This window comes from Streptomyces hoynatensis (assembly GCF_003626535.1).
Lineage (GTDB): Bacteria > Actinomycetota > Actinomycetes > Streptomycetales > Streptomycetaceae > Streptomyces > Streptomyces hoynatensis.
On record NZ_RBAL01000008.1, the window covers coordinates 111,641 to 131,946 of the forward strand.

Below are 20,306 nucleotides of genomic sequence, written 5' to 3' on the forward strand. Positions count from 1 at the left end.
CACGGCGCGCCATGGGAATGGCGGAAGGGGCGCGGGCGCCGGACGGGCCCCGCCACGCCGGGCGTTCACCAAGCATGCACCAACCGCCCTCCTGGCGCTCGGGAAACCGCCATCTTCTCCCGATGTCCCGGGGAGAGGCCCGCGTCCCGGGGGCCCGCGCGGGGCCGTTCACCCCGGGGACAGCAGGGGCCACACGTCCTTGAGGGCGTGCCGCCCCGCGACGTCCAGCTTCCGGTAGGTGCTCGTGAGGTGCTTCTCCACGGCACGGCAGCTGACCTCGAGTTCGTCGGCGATGGCCTGGTTCGTCATGCCGGTCAGCGCCAGCTCGACCACGCGCCGCTCGGCGTTGGTGAGATCGACTCCCGACTTGGGGTGCGGGCCCGGCGGCACCGGCGCGCCCTCCTGGCGGTGGGCCCGGCTCGGGCCGCAGTCGTCCAGCAGCGCCCGCCCCTGCCGCAGGTGCGCCTCGGCGTAGGAGACGCCCGCCTTGGCCAGCCGGTTGCCGAGCAGCAGGTGGGTGCGGCCCCGTTCGGAGCGGTCGGGCGACTCCTCCAGGATGTCGAGGGCGTCCCGCAGGAGGGCGACGCCCTCCTCCCCCGGCGTCAGCGTGCCGCGCACCCGCAGGGCCCGGCCCATCGCCGTGGCCTCGCCCCACCTGGCGGCCAGCGTGAACTCCTCGGCCGCCAGCTCCGCCGCCTCCGCCTCGCCGGCCCGGTGCCGGATCAGCGCGGCGTAGCTGCGCCAGGGCACCACCGCCGGGTTGGTCCAGCCCGCGCGCTCCAACTGCCTGCCCAGGTCGAGGACGTGATGCCCGGCCTGGGCGAAGTCCCGCTGCTCCACGGCCCGCGAGACGGTCGCGATGCGGCCGACCACCGAGACCACGGGCAGCCGGGAGTCGCCGTCGACGGCGGCCAGGACGGCCTCCGCCACCTCCGCCCGGTTCGTCTGGTCGATCTGCCGGCCCACGGCGGCGCGCAGCAGCCCCGCCGTGGTGAGGATCTCCAGGCACCGGGGGCCGACCGCCTCCACGCAGGACAGCAGGCGGGCCGCGCCCTCCTCGGCCCGGCCCGCGGCGATCAGGGTCAGCGCCTCGGTGGCCTTCAGCGCCGGCGCGAGCAGCGGGTCCGCGGTGCCCGCCTGCCCGGCCGTTCCCTCCAGCCAGCCGGCCACAAGCCCCGGCTGCCCGGCCAGCACCAGCGCGGTGGCCGGCATCGGCAGCGCCGTGTGCGGATAGGCCCGGGTGGCCGGCTCGCTGGCCAGGATGCGCCGTCCGGTCTCGATCACCTCCGCCGCCGGAATCCGCCCGGACAGGGCGGCGAACTCCAGGAGCACACAGAGCAGTTCACGCCCGGGGGCGCTGTCGAGGCACACCGCCTGGTCGAGCGAGAACAGCCGGTGGGCGGCCGACTCCACCTCGTGCGGGTCCCCCGGCTCCGCGGCGCGCAGCCGGGCTTCGAGGCGCAGCGCGAGCTCCCGGTCCGCGCCGCTGAGCCGGTCGGGCGGCCCGAGTTCGTTCGCGACGGTGCGCAGGACGTCGGCGAGCGAGGGCGGGGCGGTGCCGAGCGGCAGCGGCGAGAGCCGGGTCAGGGCCTCGGCCCTGGCCCAGGGGGCGCCGGCCAGGTCCACGGCCTCGATCACGTGCCGGACCGAGGCGGCCGGGTCGGTGGCGCGCTCCACCTCGGCCAGCCGCAGCAGCAGGTCGCCGCGGCGGCGGTCCTCCGGCTCGACGTCGAGCAGCCCGCGGCGCAGGAAGCGGGCGGCGGCCTGGGCGTCGCCGAGTTCCACGGCGGAGTCCGCGGCGGCCCGCAGCACGCCGACCGCCCACTCGTCGTGCCTGGCGGGCAGGGCGAGCAGGTGCTCCCCCGCCGTGTGCGCCGGGTACCCGGCGCGGTACAGCAGCCTGGCGGCGGCCAGGTGCAGGGCGTCGGCCTCGGCCGCGGAGGTGGCCCGTTCGACCGCGTCGAGCACCACGGGGTGCACCAGCTCCGGGGTGCTCCGGCCGCCGAGCAGGCCCAGGGCGCGCAGCGCGGCGCAGCTCTCCTCGTAGCCGACGGCGTCCAGGCCGGCCAGCGGGCCGGCCAGTTCAGGCGCGAGGTCGCCCAGGCAGGCCAGCGCCCGCAGCACCGCGGTCAGCGGCTCCGGCATGACCCGTATCCGGGCGAAGAGCCGGTCCCGCAGGGTGCCGGGCCTGGCCGCGTACACCTGGTCCACGGCCTCGTCCGTGGGCCGGTGCCCGTTCAGCATCAGGTCCGAGAGGACGGCGCGCAGCAGCAGCGGGTTCCCGCCCGACATCCAGCGGCAGGCCGCCGCGAAGGCGTCGGTCGGCGGCTCCCTGAAGGTGTCCATCACCAGCGACCTGACGGCGCGCTGGGACAGCGGGCGCAGCGTGAGCACCCGGTCGGCCCGCCGCACCAGGTGACGCACGGAGGCTCCCTCGATGCCGGCCTGGAGGGCGGGCACCGAGGCCACCAGGCACAGGTTGCCGCCCTCGGTCCTGGCCGCGAGGTAGGTGAGGCACACCAGCGAGGCCTCGTCCGCCCACTGGAGGTCGTCGACGAGCAGCACCACGGGCTCGCGCTGCGCCACCCTGGCGACCGCGGCCCCCACGGTCCTGGCGACCCGGCCCGCCGCCGCGGCCTCCTCGCCGGGGTCACCCGCCGGCTCGGGCAGGGCGGCGGGCAGCCCGCGCCCGGCGGGCCGGTGGCCCTGGGCCGGCCCGGCCACCCGGGAGGGCGCCTGCCGCGGCGCGGAGGCGGCGAAGCCGAGGAGCCAGTCGCGGTGCGCCTCGGGGGCGGAGGCGGCCAGCGGTTCGAGCAACTGCCTGACGACGCCGTAGGGGTAGTCCCGCTCCACCGGGGAGGCGCTCGCCCGCAGCACGACGGCGCCGAGGTCGGCGGCGAGCCCGGCGAAGCTCTGCAGCAGCGCCGATTTGCCGCTGCCGACCTGCCCGCCGACGACGATGGTGCTTCCCCTGGATTCCTGGGCCGCGCGAACGGCCGCCCGCAGCACGGACAGCTCCTCCGACCGCTCCAGCAGCATCCCGTGGCTCCCCTCAGCCCCCGAGGGCGAAGACAGTCGCGAGCTCGGCGCGGCTCGTGACGCCGAGCTTCCGGTACGCGTGGGTGAGGTGGTACTCGACGGTGCGCCTGGTGACCGCCAGCTTCTCGGCCATCTCGGCGTTGGTGAGGCCGGCCACCGCGTACTCCACGGCCCTGGCCTCCGCCGGGGAAAGCCGCGGGTCGCCGGCGGGCGAGGCGGCGCCGCCCTGGCGCCCCGCACCGGACCGGTCCGCGGCCCCGGCCCGGGAGGCGGCGCGCGGCGCCTGGGCCGGCTGCGCGGCGGGCCTGCCCCGCATCCTGGTCCCCGCGGACTCGCGCCGGGGGCGGCGCGCGGGCCGCCGGGCGGGCCCGGGGTCGGCGTACGGGTCGGGCACCATGCCGAGTTCGGCCATGGCGCGCAGCGCCTCCGCGTGCCGCAGCCTGGCCGGGGACTCGCGCAGCATCCGCTCGGCCCGCCCGAAGCCCGAGCGCTTCGCGCCGGGCGAGGTCTCGGCCGCGGCCCCGGTGAGCAGGGCGGTGCCGACGGCGCTCGCCGTCCCCCAGGCGAGCGACAGGCCGAAGCTCTCCTCGCGCAGCAAGGCGGCGGTGGCGTCGTCCCCGAGTGCCTCGGCGGCCTCGGCGGCGTGCGCCTGCCAGGGGATCATCACCGGGTTGACGGCCCGCCGGTGGGCGAGCCCGCGCCCGGCCTGGGTCAGGTCGCGCAGCGCCCGCCGGTGTTCGCCGCGGCGCAGCGCCACGAGGCCGCGGGCGAACAGCAGGTACGCCCAGGCGGCGCCGTCCTCTGCGGCCTCGGGCAGCGGGATGGACAGGGCGCGTTCCGCCTGGTCGACTGCCCCGCGCTCCAGGGCCACCCAGGCGCGGTAGGCCAGCGGGAAGGGCCGGATCACCGGGTGCCAGCCGGAGAGCGGCAGCTCCGTCAGGGCCCGGGTCAGATGGTGGTCGGCGGCGTCGAGTTCGCCGCGGAACCGGGCCGCGACGGCCAGGCCGAGGCAGGCGAAGGCGGCGCCGACGCGGCGCCCGCGGCGCTGGGCGTGGCCGAGGACGGCGGCGAGGCCCGCCTCTGCCTCCGCCACGTCGTCGGCGAGGGTGAGGGCGGCGCAGGCGGCCAGCCGGGGCGCGAGCAGCGGCTGTTCGGAAAGGCCGGGCACCAGCGCCGACTTGGCGAGGTGCCGGGTGCGTTCCAGGTCGCGCCCTGCCATCGCGTGCTTGAGGGCGAGTACCCCCGCGCCGACCGGGTCGGTGGGCAGCGGCGGCAGGTCGGCGGTCCTGGCGGGCACCGCGGCCCCGGCCGGACCCAGCGCCGTGGCCAGGTCGGCGAGGGCGGCGAGGGAGCTGTACTCCCGCTCGCGCTCGTCGGCTCCCGCGGGGGGCGCGGCGCCCGGGTCGTGGGCCACGCGCTCCAGGGCGGCCAGCGCGGCGCGCCGCGCGGCGGCCGCCTCGCCGCGCAGCAGCAGCAGGTCGAGGGCGGCCAGGCGGCTGCGGACGGCCGGCGGGCTCGCGGCGCGGTCCGCCGTGGCCTGGACGAGGATGCGGTCGCTGAGGGCGGGCCGCAACGCCACCTCGGCGCAAGCCAGTTCGATGCAGGCGGAGGCGTCCTTGTGGGCGTCGGGCCAGTCGCCCGCCGCGCGGCCGAGCAGGGCCGCCGCCTCGCGGTCGTCGCGCACGGCGACGGCCGCCTCGGCGCGGCGCGCCAGCACGGCGCGCTGCCAGGGTTCGGGGGCGCCGCCCGAGGCGCGCAGCAGCCTGGCCACCGTCCGGTCGGGCGCGGCGGAACGGTGGGCGAGCGCGGTCACCTCCGCGTAGTGGCGGCGGCGCTCGGCCGGGCCCATGAGGGCGAGCACGCGCTCCGCGGTCACCGCGTCGGCGGGCAGCGGGCGGTCGGCGCCGGTCACCAGCCCGTGGGCGCGCAGTTCCTCCAGCGCCTCGGGCCGCCTGGCCGCGCCGCTCGCCAGCCCGGCCAGCAGCCGCGGGTCGAGGTCCCCGCCCGCGACGGTCAGCAGCCGCAGCAGTTCCAGGGCGGGCGGGGCGAGGGCGTCCAGGGCGGCCTCCACCTGGGCGGCGCGGCTCCTGGCCGCCGCGGCGGCGAACTCCGCCGCCGAGGGGCGCTGTTGCTGCCTGTCCTGCAACTCGGTCCAGGCCGCGACGAGGAGCTTCGGATTGCCGGCCGTGGCGGCGTGGGCCCGGCGGACGAAGTCCGTGGGCAGCCCGCCGCCGCCGAGTTGCCCGAGCGCCGTGCGCAGCCCGGCCTGGCTCAGCGGCGGGAGTTCCAGGGCGAGTTCGTCGCCGCCGGCCTCGCCCTCGCCCGCCAGCCAGGGGGCGGGCGAGCCGAGCACGAGGAGCATCGGCGCGTGGTGCAGCCGCACCGTCAGCAGGTGCAGCACCTCCCGGGAGCCGGGGTCGGCCAGGTGGGCGTCGTCGACGATCACGACGAGCGGGGCGGTGCGGGCCAGGCCCGTCAGCCGGGCGCACAGCGCGGCCGGGTCGGTGGCCTGCCAGGGCACCTCCTCCCCCGGGGCCTGGGCGCCGAGCGGCCCGGCCAGCAGCTGCTCGGCCACGGCGAACGGCACGCGCGCCTCCGCGAGGCAGCCGCGCGCCGTGACGACGGTGCCGCCCCCGCGCCGGGCGGCCGAGGCGGCGTCGGCCAGGACGGCGCTGCGCCCGCTGCCCGGCGGCCCGACCACGTGCACGCACTGCGAACGCCCGCCGTGCAGGCCGTTGATGGCGGCGCGCAGCGCCCGCCGCTGCCGCTCCCGCTCGACCAGGGGGCGCCCCCGGTCCCCGGGGCCGGGCGGCGGCGTGGCCGGAAGCCCGGGTCCGGCCGGAATCGTCAGCCGGCTTGGCGCTTGTGCCACGTTCGGCCCCTCACGGTCGCCCGGTGATTCGTACCCAAAGCCTGAAAATCCCGACAAGCCTGAGAATTTCGAAGAGGGAGATGAGCAGGGAAAAGCGAGAAAACTCCGGAAGGCGGAAGCAGGGAGACGGAAGGGACGGCGGAAGCTGCGGAAACCGGTGGGGGAAGGACGAGGGAAGACGGAGAGCAGGGGACGTGTGGACGAACTCGACGGTTCTTCCGGGGGAACCTCCGGAAAAATGTGGCGACACGTGGCGTTCTGCTGGGCGTTCCCGCTGGCCGGAGGGCCGACGGCCAGCCGCAGCCTATAGTGCGGCCTGCGTCCGGGTCGAGTGATGAACGGTCAACAATTCGCCATGATCCGCGGGCCGTTGCTCTCGATGACGCGCGGGCCACGGCGCTGGTTCCCCGTCCCCTCAGCCCGCCACGGCGGCCTCGGCGGCCAGCGAGCGGAGCAGTTCGTAGACGGCCTGCTGATGCTGGACGAGGAAGAAGTGCCCGCCGGGGAACACCTTCGAGGCAAAGCCCCCGGTGGTCAGTTCCTTCCAGGCGAGGGCCTCCTCCACGGTGGTCTTGGGGTCGGCGTCCCCGGTCAGCACCGTGATCGGGCAGGACACCGGCGTGGCGTCCCGCGGCCGGTAGGTCTCGATGGCGCGGTAGTCGGCCCGGATGGACGGCATCGCCATCCGCACGATCTCCTCGTCCTGCAGCAGCCGGCCGTCGGTGCCGTCCAGCTCCCGCAGCTCCCTGAGCACCCCCGCGTCGTCCCGCTGGTGCACCCGCTCCTCGCGGTGGGTGGTGGGCGAGCGGCGCCCGGAGGCGACGAGGTGGTCGGGGCCGCTGAGCCCGCGCCGCGCCAGCGCCCGCGCGGTCTCGAAGCCGAGCACGGCGCCCATGCTGTGCCCGAAGAACAGCAGCGGCCTGCGCGGCCCCTCCAGCAGCCCCTTGGCGACCGCCTCCGCGATCGACTCCGCCAGGTCGCCGATCTCGTAGTCCGCCGCTTCCGTCCGCCGGTCCTGGCGCGCCGGGTACTGGACGGCGTACACCTCGAGCCCGGGCGAGAGCGTGGCCGACATCGGGTGGTACCAGCTCGCGGAGCCGCCCGCGTGCGGGAAGCAGACCAAGCGCGGGGCGTTCGGCGCGGGCGTGTGGAAACGCCGCAGCCACAAGCCGACATCCACGCGGGCAGGAATCATGGTTCTCCTCGAAGAGTGCGGCCCTACGGATGCCAGGACCGGCCCGGCGTAGGGCATCAAAGCAGTTCGGGGGCTGATGAAGACCCTAGATTGTGCCCTTTCCGCGGGGCGGCGGCCGAGGCCGCCGGCCGCGCGGGCGGCGGGTTCCGGCCACGGCGCCGGGGCGGAGGAGACGGCAGGGGCGAAGGAGACGGAGGGGCCGGACGGGCCGGAGGGGGCGGCGGGCGCGTTCCCCGGCGGGCGGCGGGCGGGCCGCCGGGTTACGGTGCGGCCGAGGGCCCAGGCGCGGCCGCCCCGCGGCCGGGCGCCGGGCGGCGAGCGGCCAGGCGGTGAGGCAGATGTCGAACATCCCGATCGAGGACTACGGGCTGCTGTCCGACCGCCACAGCGCCGCCCTGGTCGGCCGCACCGGCGCGGTGGACTGGCTCTGCTTCCCGCGGTTCGACAGCCCCGCCGTCTTCGCCGCCCTGCTCGACGACCGGGCGGGCACCTGGTCGATCAGGCCGGTGGGCCCGTTCGAGGTACGGCGCCGCTACCTCGACGGGACCATGGTGCTGCGCACCGAGTTCCACACGCCGAGCGGGGTGCTCGCGCTCACCGACGCCCTGGACACCGGCCGCTGCACGCAGGTCCACCGGCTCGGCGCCGAGGCCGCCCACCTGCTGATCCGGCACGTGCACGCCACCGAGGGCAGCGTCGAACTTGCCGTCGAGTTCCGCCCGCGCCCCGAGTACGGCCTGGTGCGGCCCCAGTTCACGGAGCACGAAGGGGGCCTGTTCGCCCGCGGCGGCGCCGACCTGCTCGCCCTGTCCACGCCGCTCGCGCACCGCCGCGACGAGGAGGGGATGTCCGCGCGGGCCGCCCTGCGCGCCGGCGAGGAGCTCTCCTTCGGGCTGCACTGGGGCCCGCTGGGCGGGGCGCCCCCCGGCCTGCACGGGGCCGGGGAGCTGCGCCGGCGGCTGCGGGACACCGTGGAGTCCTGGCGGGCCTGGTCGCGGGAGCACGAGGGCTACCGGGGCCCCTGGCAGGACCTGGTGCGGCACTCGGGCCGGGTGTTGCAGGCGCTCTCGTACCAGCCGACCGGCGCGATCGTCGCCGCGGTCACCACCTCCCTGCCCGAGGAGCCCGGCGGCACCCGGAACTGGGACTACCGCTACTCCTGGGTGCGCGACGCGGCGTTCAGCATGGACGCCCTGTGGGTGGCCGCCTGCCCCGACGAGGCGGACGAGTTCTTCGCCTTCATGAAGGACGCGGCGGCCACCAGCTGGACCGGCTCCCGGCTCCAGATCATGTACGGCATCGGCGGGGAACACGACCTGTCGGAGCGGGAGCTGGCCCATCTGGGCGGCTGGCGCGGCAGCAGGCCGGTGCGCGTCGGCAACGGGGCCTGGCGCCAGCCCCAGCTGGACGTCTACGGGGAGCTGCTGGACACGGCGGCCCGCTTCGCCGAGCAACTGGACGCCGCCGACCCGGCGCTGCGGCTCTTCCTGCCCGGCCTCGCCGACGCGGCGGCCGGGGCCTGGGACACCGAGGACCACGGCATCTGGGAGATCAGGGGGGAGCCGCGGCACTTCCTGTACTCGAAGCTGATGTGCTGGGTGGCGCTCGACCGGGCGCTGGCGCTCGCGGACCGCCTGGACGCCGGGGAGCGGATCGGCGACTGGGAGCGGGCCAGAGAACGGGTGCGCGCGGAGATCCTGGAGCGGGGCTGGAACGAGGAGGTGGGGGCGTTCACCCAGTCCTTCGGCAGCAGCGCCCTGGACGCCTCCGCGCTGATGCTGCCGATCACCGGCTTCCTGCCCGCCACGGACCCCCGGGTGCTGCGCACCCTGGACGCGGTGGCCGAGGGGCTGACCGACTCCCGGGGCCTGGTCGCCCGCTACCGCACCGGGCCCGGCGTGGACGGCCTGGCCGGAGCCGAGGGCAGCTTCCTGCTGTGCACGTTCTGGCTGGCCCAGGCCCAGGCGCTCGCGGGGCGGGTGGCGGCGGCGCGGGAGACCTTCTCGCGGGCCGCGGGACACCGCAACGACCTCGGGCTGCTGGCCGAGCAGGTCGATCCGCGCTCCGGCCTGCTCGGCGGGAACTTCCCGCAGGCCTTCAGCCACATCGGCCTGGTCAACGCGGCCTGGGCCATCGCCCGGGCGGAGGACACCGCGCGGTCCGCCTGAGTCGCCCGGCCCCTGCCGGGTACCCGGCGGCGGCGGGCCGGACGGGGAACGGGGCGCCGGACGGCCGGCACGGCGGACGGCCGGCACGGGACGGAACGACGAGGCCGGGGAACGACCAGGCCAGGGAACGGCGGAACCGGGGAACGGCCGAGCAACGGAGCGGACGGCGGAGACGAGGACGGTGCGGCGATGAGCGGCGAGGCGGCGACGGGCGGCGAGGCGCTGCGGCTGACGGCATACGTGGCGGAGAGCGACGTGTGGCACCACCGGCCGCTCTTCGACGAGATCGTGCACCGCGCGCACGCGGCCGGCCTCGCCGGGGCCAGCGTGTTCCGGGGGATCGAGGGCTTCGGCGGCTCCGCGACCGTGCACACCCAGCGGCTGCTCTCGCTGAGCGAGGACCTGCCCGTTGCGGTGGTGATCGTGGACGACGCGCGGCGGGTGCGGGCCTTCCTGCCGCGGCTCGACGAGCTGGAGGGCGTGGGCCTGGTGACGCTGGAGCCCGTCGAGGTGGTCAGGCGCGACCGGCAGGCCGAGTGGCCCTGACCTGCGGTCATTTGCCAGGACGCGACCCCACCCGTTCGGGTGACAGCGGCGGTGGAGTGAAAAACCTAGGCTGAACCTTGCCGCCGGGCGAGCGTGCGGCGGCGACCGCTCCAGGGAGGCGGAATGAGCTACGCGCAGGTGCAGGGCCGGGACGTGAACGGCAGGACGCTCGTGCTGGGCGCCGAGTCCGAGGTCCTCGCCCGCATGCTGCTCACCCAGGTGTCGCCGCTGCGCCCCCGCGATCCGGAGGCGGCCCTGAACTGCCCCTACTGCGACCACTCCCCCACCGTCGCCGAGGAGGGCGGCGGCTGGTCCTGCCCGCACTGCGGCGCGGAGAGCTCCTAGCCGCCCGGGGCGAGGGGCGACGGGGCCGGGGAGGACCGGGCGGCGGGCGAGGCCGCGGGTCGCGGGACCCGGCCCGCCGCCCCCGGCCCGGTTCAGCTGCCCATCCGCAGGCCGTCCTCGGCGGCGCCCCGGCCGAGCACCGCGCTCTTCACCTGCTCCAGGGAGTCCGCGAGCGCCGCGTCGCCCGGGTCGGTGGCCAGCGCCTCGGGCAGGTTGACCACGGCGATCGGGTCGTTGCGCACCGCGAAGGGCACGAACTCGGCCTTCCGCACCGTCCACGGCCCGCCCTGCTCCCTCGGCGGCGCGAAGGTGAAGCGGGCCGCCGAGCCGAGCTGCCCGCGGGGGTCGGTCATCACCCCGGCGACCTGGTCGCCCATGCCGTAGACGACCCAGGTGCCGTTGACCTTCTCGTACGCCTGGGGAACGTGCGCATGGGTGCCGATGATCAGGTCGATGTCGCGGCGGCCGTCCAGGGCCGAGGCGGTGAGCCGGTCGGCCAGCGAGAGTTGCAGTTCGTCGGGGGCCTCCTGCCACTCGGTGCCCCAGTGGACGCTGACGACGACCACGTCCGCCCCGGCGCGCCTGGCGGCCCTGGCGTCCTCGACGATGCGCTCGGGGTCGATCAGGTTGACCAGCCAGGGCGTGTCCTCGGGCACCGGGATGCCGTTGGTGCCGTAGGCGTACGCGAGGTGGGCGACCTTCGCGTCCCCGGCGCGCAGCAGCGTCGGCGTCTCCCGCTCCTTCGCCGACCTGGCCGAGCCCGCGTGCTTGAGCCCGGCGGCGTCCATCGCGTCCAGGGTGCGGCGCACGCCCTCCACCCCGGCGTCCAGCGTGTGGTTGGAGGCGGTGGAGCAGGAGTCGTACCCCAGGTCGCCGACGGCCGCGGCCAGTTGGGGCGGGGTGTGGAACATCGGGTAGCCGGTGAAGGGGCCCTCCTCGGGGCCGTAGACCGTCTCCATGTGACAGATCGCCAGGTCGGCGCCCGAGGCCAGGCTGCGCACCCCGGCCAGCATGGGCCCGAAGTCGTAGCCCGCGCCGTCCGCGTCGGCGGCGGCCTGCCGGATGACCGAGTCGTGGACGAGCAGGTCCCCGCTGGCCACCAGGGTGAAGCCCTCGGGGGGCGGTTTCTCGGCGGCCGGGGAGGCGGCGGGCCCCGGGGCCGCGTCGGTGCCGGCGGAGCAGGCGGTGGCCGCGCCGAACAGGGTGGCGGCCAGCAGGGCCACGGCGCGCCGCGTGTGTGGGGTCATGGGTCCTCCGAAGCGTCACCAAGAACGTCAGGAATAAGCCGATAGTCATACTTATCGGGACGTAGGCGGGCGGCCTCCCCCGCGACGCCCCCCTCACCGCAACGGCCCCCCAGATCCACCCGGCGAGCCCCGCCCGCCGGGGCGCCCGAATCGGCCACCGGCGGCGGGCGGCCGGACCGCGCGCGCCGGGCGCACGCCGGGACCACCGGGGCGCGTTCTCGCAGCAGCAGACCCCTTGACGTGGCGCGAAATGCGTGAGTAACGTCATCCACGGCCCAACTAATACGTATTAGAAAGGGGGTTGAGGTGGCCAGTTCCGAGCGGCGCCGGCGGCCCACGCAGGTGGACATCGCGCGGCGCGCCGGCGTCTCCCAGGCGACGGTGTCGCTGGTCATCAGTGGGGGCGCGGCCAGCGACCAGATCGCGGAGGCGACGCGGCGGGCGGTGCTGACCGCGGCGGAGGAGCTCGGGTATTCGGCCAACGTCGCGGCGCGCAGCCTGAAGGGCGGCCGCAACCACCTGCTGGGGCTCTACACCTTCGAGCCCGTGTTCCCCACCGACCAGCGCGACTTCTACTACCCCTTCCTGCTGGGCGTGGAGGAGGAGACCGCCGCGCAGGGCTACGACCTGCTGCTGTTCAGCTCGGTGACCTCGGCCGCCGACCGCTCCATCTACGCGGGGGGCGCCAACCGCCTCAAGCTCGCCGACGGCTGCGTCCTGCTGGGCCGCCACGTCCGGCGCGAGGAGCTGACGGCCCTGGTCAAGGAGGACTTCCCCTTCGTCTTCATCGGGCGCCGCGAGGTGGAGGGCGGCGAGATCTCCTACGTGGCGGCCGACTACGTCTCCGCCACCGCGCAGATGGTCGCCCGGCTCGCCGCCCTCGGGCACCGCCGCATCCTCTACCTGCGCGCGGCGCAGAACAGCGAGCCCACCCAGGACCGCACGGCGGGCTACCGCAGGGGCCTGGCCGAGGCCGGCCTGCCGTTCGACTCCGCGCTGATCCGCACCCTGGACGATCCGGCGGAGGTGACCGGGGCCCGGGTGCGGGAGTGGATCGGCTCGGGGGTCACCGCGCTGCTCGCCGAGCCCACCGAGGACGACCGCCTGGTGGCGGCCCTGGCCGCGGTGGACCGCTCGGGCCTGGTGCGCTTCCCCGAGGACTGCTCCCTCGCGCTGCTCGGCGACCCGCCGCTGTGGACGGGCGAGTCGCGCGACTGGACGCGCTTCTCGCTGCCGCGGGTGGGGATGGCGCGCGAGGCGGTGCGCCTGCTGGTGGAGCTGCTGGCGCAGCCGGCGCACACGGCGCGCAGGCTGTCGGTGCCCTGCGAGTTCGTCCCCGGCGACTCGATCGGGCCCGCGCCCGCGGGGAGGGGGCCGGAATGGTCCGCATGATCGTCTCCCGGCTCCTGGTGGGCGTGTTCGTGATGTGGGGCGCGGCCTCGCTGATCTTCCTCATCGTGCGCGCCGCGCCGGGCGACCCGGCGACCGTGCTGCTCGGTCCCGACGCCGACCGGGAGCAGATAGCCAGGCTGCACGAGACCCTGGGCCTGGACCGCCCGCTGTTCGCGCAGTACCTGGACTACCTGGGCGACGCGGCGCGGCTCGACTTCGGCGACTCGCACCGGCTGGGCCGCCCCGCCATGGACGCGGTGCTCGACCGGCTGCCCGCGACCGTGGACCTGACGGTGACCTCGACGCTGATCGCCGTCGTCGCCGGGGTGGCCCTGGGGCTGCTCGCCGGGGGGCGGGCCGGCGGCCTGCTGGACCGGGTGCTGTCCGGGGCGACGATCGCCCTCCAGTCCTTCCCCACCTTCTGGGTGGGCATCATGCTGGTCCTCTTCTTCGCCCTCGGCCTGCGGGTGCTGCCGAGTTCCGGGGTGGGCACCCCCCAGCACCTGGTGCTGCCCTCGGTCACGCTGGCGCTGCCCTTCATCGCGATCGTCGCCCGGCTGACCAGGACCAGCGTCGCGGAAAACATGCGGGAGCCCTACGTGGAGACGGCCCGCTCCAAGGGCCTGACCGAGCCGCAGGTGCTGCTGGGGCACGTGCTGCGGAACTCGCTGGTGCCGGTGACGACCGTCATCGGGCTGCACATGGGGGCGCTGCTCGGCGGCGCGGTCATCGTGGAGAACGTCTTCGCCTGGCCCGGCCTCGGCTCCCTGGTGGTGGACGCGGTGGCGAACCGGGACTACGCGGTGGTGCAGGCGGTCACGCTGCTGATCGCCGGCCTGGTCACGCTGCTCAACCTGGCCGCCGACCTGCTCGCCACCCGGCTCGACCCGCGGATCAGGCTGGAGGGTGCGTCATGACGGAGCTGTCGGAGCAGGCGTTCGGGGCGCCCGCCGCCGTGCCGGGCCCGCCCGGCGGGCGGGCGGCGCGGCGCGGCCCCGGCCGTGGCCGCGCGCGCCGGGCGCTGGCCCGGGTCCCCTACGTGGTCGTCGCCCTGTACGTGCTGGTCGCCCTCGCCGGGCCGCTGCTCATCGACTACGACCCGGTGCACACGCCGCTTGAGGACCGACTGCTCTCCCCGGGCGAGGAGACCGCCTCGGGGGCCACGGCCTGGCTGGGCACCGACGGCCTCGGCCGGGACGTGCTGGCCCAGATCGTCTACGGGGCGCGGACCTCCGTGCTGATCGGCGTGTGCACCGTGGGCGTGTCCTGCCTGGTCGGCGTCGCCCTCGGCGCGGTGGCCGGGTACGCCCGCGGCTGGGTGGACGCGGTGCTGGCGCGCGTCTTCGACGTGCTGCTCGCCTTCCCCGCGGTCCTGCTGGCGATCGTGATCGCCGGCGCCTTCCAGCGCAGCGTGCCCCTGGTGGTCCTGGCGCTGTCGGCGACGGCCTGGATCTCCTTCGCCCGGGTCACCCGCAGCGTCGCGCTCTCCGTGCGGGAGCGCGCCTGGGTGGACTCGGCCCGGGTGATGGGGGTGCGGGCCCCGGCCGTCCTGCTGCGGCACGTGCTGCCCTTCGCGGTGGGCCCGGTCGTGGCCATGGCCACCCTCGAATTCGCCCTGGTGATCCTGGCCGAGGCCGGGCTGAGCTTCCTGGGCATCGGGCTGCCGCCCTCGACGGTGTCGTGGGGGCAGACCATCGCGGGCGGCAAGGAGTACCTGGAGACGGCGTGGTGGATCTCCACGCTGCCCGGCATCGCCCTGTCGCTGCTCATCGTGAACGTCGGAATCCTCGGCGACCAGCTCACCGCCCGGTACCGGAGCGGTGGCCTCGGCCGGCGGCCGAATCGAGACGGGAGTACCCCTTGACCGAGACCAGAACCCGGGCGCGCGGGCGGCTGGCGCGGCTGGTGGCCGCGCTGGCGGGCGTGGTGGCCGTCGCCGCCTGCTCGACGACCACGGGCGGCGCCGACGCGGGAGGCGACTCGGGCCCCGCGGGAGAGGTGACGGCGGCCGGGACCTACCCGATCGACAGCCTCGACCCGCACGGCCCGGAAGGCGCCTCCACCGGCACGCAGTTCGCCGCGCAGGAGATCTTCAGCCGCCTGGTGCGGCCCGCGGCCGACGGCTCGCTGACCGGCGACCTCGCCGCCTCCTGGGAGCCGAACGAGGACGTCACCCAGTGGACGTTCACCCTGCGCGAGGGCGTCGAGTTCAGCGACGGCAGCCCGCTGACCGCCGCGGACGTCGTCGCCTCCTTCGAGCGGATGACGCAGCTCGACGGGCCCAACGCCGCCAACTTCCCCGGCTACACCATGACCGCCGCCTCCGACACCCAGGTGGTCCTCACCTCCCCCGCCCCCGACGCCTCCGTGCCGGGCAAGCTCGTCCTCTTCTACGTGCTGCCGGAGGGGGTCGCCGCGGACGACGCCTCGTTCTTCGCGCACCCCGTCGGCTCGGGCCCCTTCACCGTGGACTCGTTCACGCCGGGCGAGAACCTGGAACTGGTGCCCAACGAGCGGTACTTCGGCGAGGTCCCGCAGGCCGGCCGCGTGGTGATGCGCACCATCCCCGATCTCTCGGCCCGGCTGACCGCGCTGCGCACCGGCGAGGTGGACGTCATCTGGGGCATCCCGGACGACCAGCTGGAGACCCTGGAGGGCGAGGACGGGCTGACCGTGGAAACGGTGCCGAGCACCGCCGAGTTCACCATGTGGTTCAACTCCTCGGTTCCCGCGCTTGAGGATGCGCGGGTGCGCCGGGCGCTGTGGCAGGCGGTGGACTTCCCGGCGATCGTCGAGGCGCTGTACCCGGAGACCGGGTCCGTGGCCGACGCGCCGGTGCCGCCCGTGGTCCTCGGCTACGCGCCGCAGGACCCGGTGGACTACGACCCGCAGGCGGCGCGGGCCGCCCTGGAGGAGGCGGGCTTCGACTTCTCCACCCGGCTGCGGCTCCAGTTCGCCAACGACGAGTTCGCGCCGTTCGTCCAGGCGGTCGTCTCCGACCTGGACGAGATCGGGGTGCAGGTCGAGCCGCTGGAGAAGGAGCAGGCCGTCTTCACCGAGGACCTGCTCGCCCTGAACTGGGACATCAACTTCCAGCAGCTCGCGACGCCGACCTTCGACGCGGCGAGCAACCTCGGCCGCCTCTACCCCTGCGAGGCCGGGCGCAACGGCTACTGCAACGAGGAGCTCGACGACCTGCTGGCGCAGGCCGCGGCCAGCGCCGACGAGGAGGAGCGCACCGGCCTGTACGACCGGGCGAGCCGCATCATCTGGCAGGACGCGGTGGGCATGTACCCGATGAACGTCAGCATCGCCTACGCCTGGCAGCAGGACCTGGAGGGGCTGACGCCCGACCCCAGCGGGCTGCCCGACTTCGCGACCGTGCGGGCCGGCGGATCATGAGCGGGCCGACGACGGCCGGCGGAACGGGCCGGGCCGGTGCGGCGGGCCCCGGCGGCCGGGCCGAGCCGCTGCTGCGGGTGGCCGGGCTGAGCGTCGGCGCGCCCGGCGGGCCGCGCATCGTGGACGGGGTCTCCTTCGAGGTGCCCGAGGCGACGACGGTGGGCCTCATCGGCGAGTCGGGCAGCGGGAAGACGATGACCGCGCGGGCGATCATCGGGCTGCTGCCCGGCGGGGTCGAGGCCGGCGGGACGCTGCGGTGGCGCGGCGAGGACCTGCTGGGCGCGGGGCCGGGCAGGCGGCGCGCGGTGCGCGGCCGGGAGATCGCGATGATCTTCCAGGACCCGCTGGCGGCGCTCAACCCGACGCAGCGCATCGGCCGTCAGGTCGGCGAGATCCTGCGGCGGGACGGGCTGCCGCGCCGCGAGGTGCGGCGCCGGGTGGTGGAGTTGCTCGGCCTGGCGGGGGTGCCCGAGCCGGAGGAGCGGATGCGCCGCTACCCGCACGAGTTCTCCGGCGGGCTGCGGCAGCGGGCCATGATCGCGCTGGCCCTCGCCGGAAGCCCGGCGCTGCTGCTCGCCGACGAGCCGACCACGGCGCTCGACGTGACCGTGCAGGCGAGGATCCTGCGCCTGCTGCGTTCCGTGCAGCGGGAGCGGGGCCTGGCGATGCTGCTGGTCAGCCACGACCTGCGGGTGGTGGCGCACACCGCGCACCAGGTGGTGGTGATGTACGCGGGCCGGGTGGCGGAACGCGGCGCGGCCCGGCAGCTGCTCGCCAGGCCCGCGCACCCCTACACGGCGGCCCTGGTGCGCAGCGTGCCCGCGGTGCGCACGCGCAGCGCCCTCGCCACGCCGCTGCCCGGCTCGCCCGCGAACCCGGCGGAGCGGCCCGCGGGTTGTGCCTTCCACCCGCGCTGCCCGCTGGCCCGCGAGCGGTGCAGGACGCGGGTGCCCGAGGTGCGCGAGGTGGCGCCTGGCCGCTTCAGCGCCTGCCACTTCGCCGCGGAGGTGTTCGGTTCATGACGACGGCGGTGCGGGAGGAGCGGCCCGGCGGGACGGGGGGCGCGCTGCTTGACGTGCGGGGCCTCAGGGTCACCTTCGGCGGGCGGGGGCGGCGGCGCCGGGGCGGCTTCGTGGCCGTGGACGGCGTGGATCTGACCGTAGGACCGGAGGAAACCCTGGGCCTGGTGGGCGAGTCGGGCTCCGGCAAGACCACCGTGGCCCGTTGCGTGGCGGGGCTGATCCGGCCGGACGCGGGCGGGGTGCACTTCGAGGGCAGGCCGCTGGGCCCCGCCGGGCGGCGCGGCGCCGCCCAGCGGGCCGTGCAGATGGTGTTCCAGGACCCGCGTTCCTCGCTCAACCCGCGGCTCACGGTGGCCTCGGTGATCGGCGAGGCGTGGCGCACCCACCCCGCGGCCGCCCCCGAGGGGGACCGGGAGGTGGCGTTGCGCGGGCTGCTCGCGGACGTGGGGCTCGGGCCCGAGGTGGCGGACCGGCGGGCCGCCGAGCTGTCCGGCGGGCAGTGCCAGCGGGTGAGCATCGCCAGGGCGCTGGCGGTGCGCCCGCGGCTGCTGGTGTGCGACGAGGCGGTGTCGGCGCTGGACGTGTCGGTGCAGGCACAGATCCTCGGGCTGCTCGCCGGGCTGCGCCGCTCGCACCGGCTGGCGATGCTCTTCATCACCCACGACCTGGGGGTGGTGCGGCAGATCGCCGACCGGGTGGCGGTGATGCGGCGGGGCGCCGTGGTGGAGGAGGGCCCCACGGACGAGGTGCTGGACGCGCCGCGGCACGAGTACACCCGGGCGCTGCTCGACGCGGCGCTCGACCTGAACGGCCCGGGGCCGGAGGGAGAAGCGGCATGAGCGGGGAGGGGCACGCGCCCGCGGCGCGGGGCTGGAACACGTGGGATGTGCACGTCCACACGGGCGTGGCGCACCTGCCCTCGGGCACCCGGGTGCGGTTCGGTCTCGTGGGCGCGCGGGGGCCGGTGCTGGACGCCTTCACCTGGCGCGACGGCCTGGTACGGCTCGGGCACCACACCGTGGACGGGGAGTTCGCCGAGGTCACGGTCGAGGCGGAGGGGGTGCCGCTGCGGCTGGCCTTCGCCGGGGGTCCCGGGGATGTGCTCCACGCGACGGCCGAGACCACGGGCGCCGTCGTCGTGGTGGTGGACCGGGCCTGGGAGCCGGCCGGGGCGGCGGGCGGCCGGGCCGCGGGCCCCGGCGCCTGGCGGGTGGCGGCCTCTCCCCCGCCGCGTGAGGAAGTGACCGGCGAGGTGCGGACCTTGACCTTCCCGCCCGGGCCGGTCCTGCTGCGCCTGGCGCCCGCGGGCCGCGCGGCGGAGCCGGGGCCGCCGGAGGCGGGAGCGAACGAGGCGGGGCCGGGCGAGGCGGGTCCTGAAGGGGCCGCCGCCGTCGTGGCCGGGCGCCGGGCGGCCTGCGAGCGGACCAGGCTGTGTTCCGCGGGCTGGCTCGGCGAGGCCGCCGACGCCCTGACCCGGGCCGTCACCTGGAACACGATCTACGCCCCGGGGCCCGGCCGGGTCCTCACCCCGACCTCGCGCGACTTCGTCTCGGCGCGGCGGCGCGGCTTCTACGGCAGCTGGGCGCTGCACGCCTGGGACACCTTCTTCACCGGCCTGGCCGCCTCGTTCGTCGACCGCGACCTGGCGCGCGGCGTGTTCGGCCAGATCCTGCCGCACGCCGACGCGCGGGGCATGATCCCCAACCGGGTCTCGGACGACCGCGGCACGACCGCCGACAGGTCGCAGCCGCCGGTCGGCGCGCTGACCGTGCTGAAGGCGTACCTGGGCGGCGGCCTGTCGGACGCCACCCGCGACGCGGCCCTGCTGCGGGAGACCTACCCGGCGCTGCTGGCCTGGCACGACTGGTGGCCCAGGGCCAGGCGCGGCCCCCACGGGCTGCTCGCCTGGGGCTCCGACCCGGTGCCGGGCGACCCGGAGTCGGCCACCTTCGACCGGGCCGCGCGCGAGTCGGGTCTCGACGACTCCCCCCTGTACGACGAGGCGGCCTTCGACCCGCGCACCCACACGATGGACCTGGCGGACGTCGGCCTCAACGCCCTGCACATCGCCGACGCCGAGGCCCTGGCCCGCATCGCCGGCCTGCTCGGCGAGGCGGACACCGCCGGCCGGCTGCGCGCGGAGGCCGAGGCGGCCAGGCGGACGGCGGACGCGCTGCTGTGGGACGGGCAGGCGGGCGGGTACCGCAACCTGCGGGCGGCCGGCGGGCACGACCCGCACGTCGCGCCGACGCTGCTGTACCCGCTGCTGGCGCGGCTGCCCGGCCCCTCGCGGGCGCGGGAGCTGGCGGCGCGGCTGCTCGCCCCCGAGGCGCTCGGCGGGAGCCGGCCGCTGCCGAGCGTCGCCAGGAACGACCCGGCGTTCTCCGCCACCTACTGGCGGGGCCGGATCTGGGCGCCGATGGCCTACCTGGCCGTCGAGGGCCTGCGCGGCTACGGGCTCACCGAGCACAGCGGGCCGATCGTGGACGCGCTGCTGCGCCTCTTCCTCCAGGAGTGGCGCGCGCACAGCCACGTCCGGGAGAACTACCCCGCCCACGAGGGCGAGGACCTGCGCGGCCTGCCCGCCCGCTCGGACGGGCTGATGGCCTGGGGCGGGCTGCTGGCCTGCCTGGCCTTCGGCGAGCTGGCCGACGCCCGCGCCGACGGCTGGCGCTTCGCCCACCCGGGGCGGCCGGCCGAGCTGCGCAACCTGCCGCTGGGCGAGGGCAGGCTCGACGTGGTGGCCGGCGAGCGGCTCATCGTCTCGCTGGACGGCACGCCGCTGCTCGACGCCGCCCCGGGCGTGGTCGTCCGCGGCTACACGCGCACGGCAGGGCGGGTCGGCGGCCTGGCCGAGGGCACCGGCTCGCTCCTGGTGACCCCGCCGGGCGGCGGACGGCCCGTCGAGATCGCCCTGGGCGGGGCGCCGCGCCGCTTCGAGCTGCGCGCGAAGGGGGCGGGCGGGGCGGGCGCGCCCCCGGGGCCCCGGCCCGCCGCGGCCGGCCGGAAGACGCCGGCACCTCCGGCCCACCAGAACCACCGGCAAGGGAACAGCAAAGGAAGCAGCACGTGAGCAGT

Annotated in this window: 14 protein-coding genes; 10 read left to right on the forward strand and 4 right to left on the reverse strand. The window is 76.5% G+C overall.

Going from position 1 to position 20,306, the window contains the following annotated elements:
* Positions 1–168: 168 nt before the first annotated feature.
* From D7294_RS15755 to D7294_RS15765, 3 genes are all read right to left on the reverse strand, one after another.
* Entirely contained in the window at positions 169–3,039 is a 2,871-nt protein-coding gene (locus D7294_RS15755; protein WP_120680087.1) for a helix-turn-helix transcriptional regulator, read from the reverse strand.
* A gap of 13 nt (positions 3,040–3,052) precedes the next feature.
* Positions 3,053–5,911 carry a helix-turn-helix transcriptional regulator gene (locus D7294_RS15760; RefSeq protein ID WP_147450840.1) on the reverse strand — a complete coding sequence of 953 codons (2,859 nt, stop codon included), beginning with the start codon at positions 5,909–5,911 and terminating at the stop codon, positions 3,053–3,055.
* Positions 5,912–6,326: 415 nt separating this feature from the next.
* A complete protein-coding gene (locus tag D7294_RS15765) occupies positions 6,327–7,106 on the reverse strand; it encodes a thioesterase II family protein (protein ID WP_120680090.1) in 780 nt (259 codons plus the stop codon).
* A 338-nt stretch (positions 7,107–7,444) separates the two neighbouring features.
* Between D7294_RS15765 and D7294_RS15770 the strand changes: the two genes are divergently transcribed.
* From D7294_RS15770 to D7294_RS15780, 3 genes are all read left to right on the forward strand, one after another.
* Positions 7,445–9,274: a glycoside hydrolase family 15 protein gene (locus D7294_RS15770; protein ID WP_120680092.1), complete on the forward strand. Its 1,830-nt coding sequence runs from the start codon at positions 7,445–7,447 to the stop codon at positions 9,272–9,274.
* 189 nt (positions 9,275–9,463) lie between these two features.
* A complete protein-coding gene (locus tag D7294_RS15775) occupies positions 9,464–9,820 on the forward strand; it encodes a DUF190 domain-containing protein (protein ID WP_120680094.1) in 357 nt (118 codons plus the stop codon).
* 123 nt (positions 9,821–9,943) lie between these two features.
* Positions 9,944–10,165, forward strand: a complete 222-nt coding sequence (locus D7294_RS15780; protein ID WP_120680096.1) for a hypothetical protein — start codon at positions 9,944–9,946, stop codon at positions 10,163–10,165.
* Positions 10,166–10,257: 92 nt separating this feature from the next.
* On the opposite strand, the gene D7294_RS15785 is transcribed toward D7294_RS15780, so the two are convergent.
* Positions 10,258–11,412, reverse strand: a complete 1,155-nt coding sequence (locus D7294_RS15785; protein WP_120680098.1) for a CapA family protein — start codon at positions 11,410–11,412, stop codon at positions 10,258–10,260.
* Between the two features lie 306 nt (positions 11,413–11,718).
* Between D7294_RS15785 and D7294_RS15790 the strand changes: the two genes are divergently transcribed.
* From D7294_RS15790 to D7294_RS15820, 7 genes are read left to right on the forward strand one after another with little or no spacing between them, the layout of a single operon-like run.
* On the forward strand, positions 11,719–12,804 hold the full coding sequence (locus tag D7294_RS15790) for a LacI family DNA-binding transcriptional regulator (protein WP_120680100.1): 1,086 nt from the start codon (positions 11,719–11,721) through the stop codon (positions 12,802–12,804).
* Positions 12,792–13,721, forward strand: coding sequence for an ABC transporter permease (locus tag D7294_RS15795; RefSeq protein ID WP_120680102.1), 930 nt, complete (start codon positions 12,792–12,794; stop codon positions 13,719–13,721). The genes D7294_RS15790 and D7294_RS15795 overlap by 13 nt, the downstream gene beginning before the upstream one ends.
* Positions 13,718–14,668: an ABC transporter permease gene (locus tag D7294_RS15800; RefSeq protein ID WP_120680104.1), complete on the forward strand. Its 951-nt coding sequence runs from the start codon at positions 13,718–13,720 to the stop codon at positions 14,666–14,668. Before D7294_RS15795 ends, D7294_RS15800 begins: the two co-directional genes overlap by 4 nt.
* Positions 14,665–16,206 (forward strand): ABC transporter substrate-binding protein, encoded by a 1,542-nt coding sequence (locus tag D7294_RS15805; RefSeq protein ID WP_158674635.1) that lies wholly within the window; start codon positions 14,665–14,667, stop codon positions 16,204–16,206. Before D7294_RS15800 ends, D7294_RS15805 begins: the two co-directional genes overlap by 4 nt.
* Positions 16,203–17,228 carry an ABC transporter ATP-binding protein gene (locus D7294_RS15810; protein WP_120680108.1) on the forward strand — a complete coding sequence of 342 codons (1,026 nt, stop codon included), beginning with the start codon at positions 16,203–16,205 and terminating at the stop codon, positions 17,226–17,228. The genes D7294_RS15805 and D7294_RS15810 overlap by 4 nt, the downstream gene beginning before the upstream one ends.
* A complete protein-coding gene (locus D7294_RS15815) occupies positions 17,225–18,067 on the forward strand; it encodes an ABC transporter ATP-binding protein (RefSeq protein ID WP_120680110.1) in 843 nt (280 codons plus the stop codon). Before D7294_RS15810 ends, D7294_RS15815 begins: the two co-directional genes overlap by 4 nt.
* Positions 18,064–20,301 (forward strand): MGH1-like glycoside hydrolase domain-containing protein, encoded by a 2,238-nt coding sequence (locus tag D7294_RS15820; protein ID WP_120680112.1) that lies wholly within the window; start codon positions 18,064–18,066, stop codon positions 20,299–20,301. The genes D7294_RS15815 and D7294_RS15820 overlap by 4 nt, the downstream gene beginning before the upstream one ends.
* Positions 20,302–20,306: the final 5 nt, after the last annotated feature.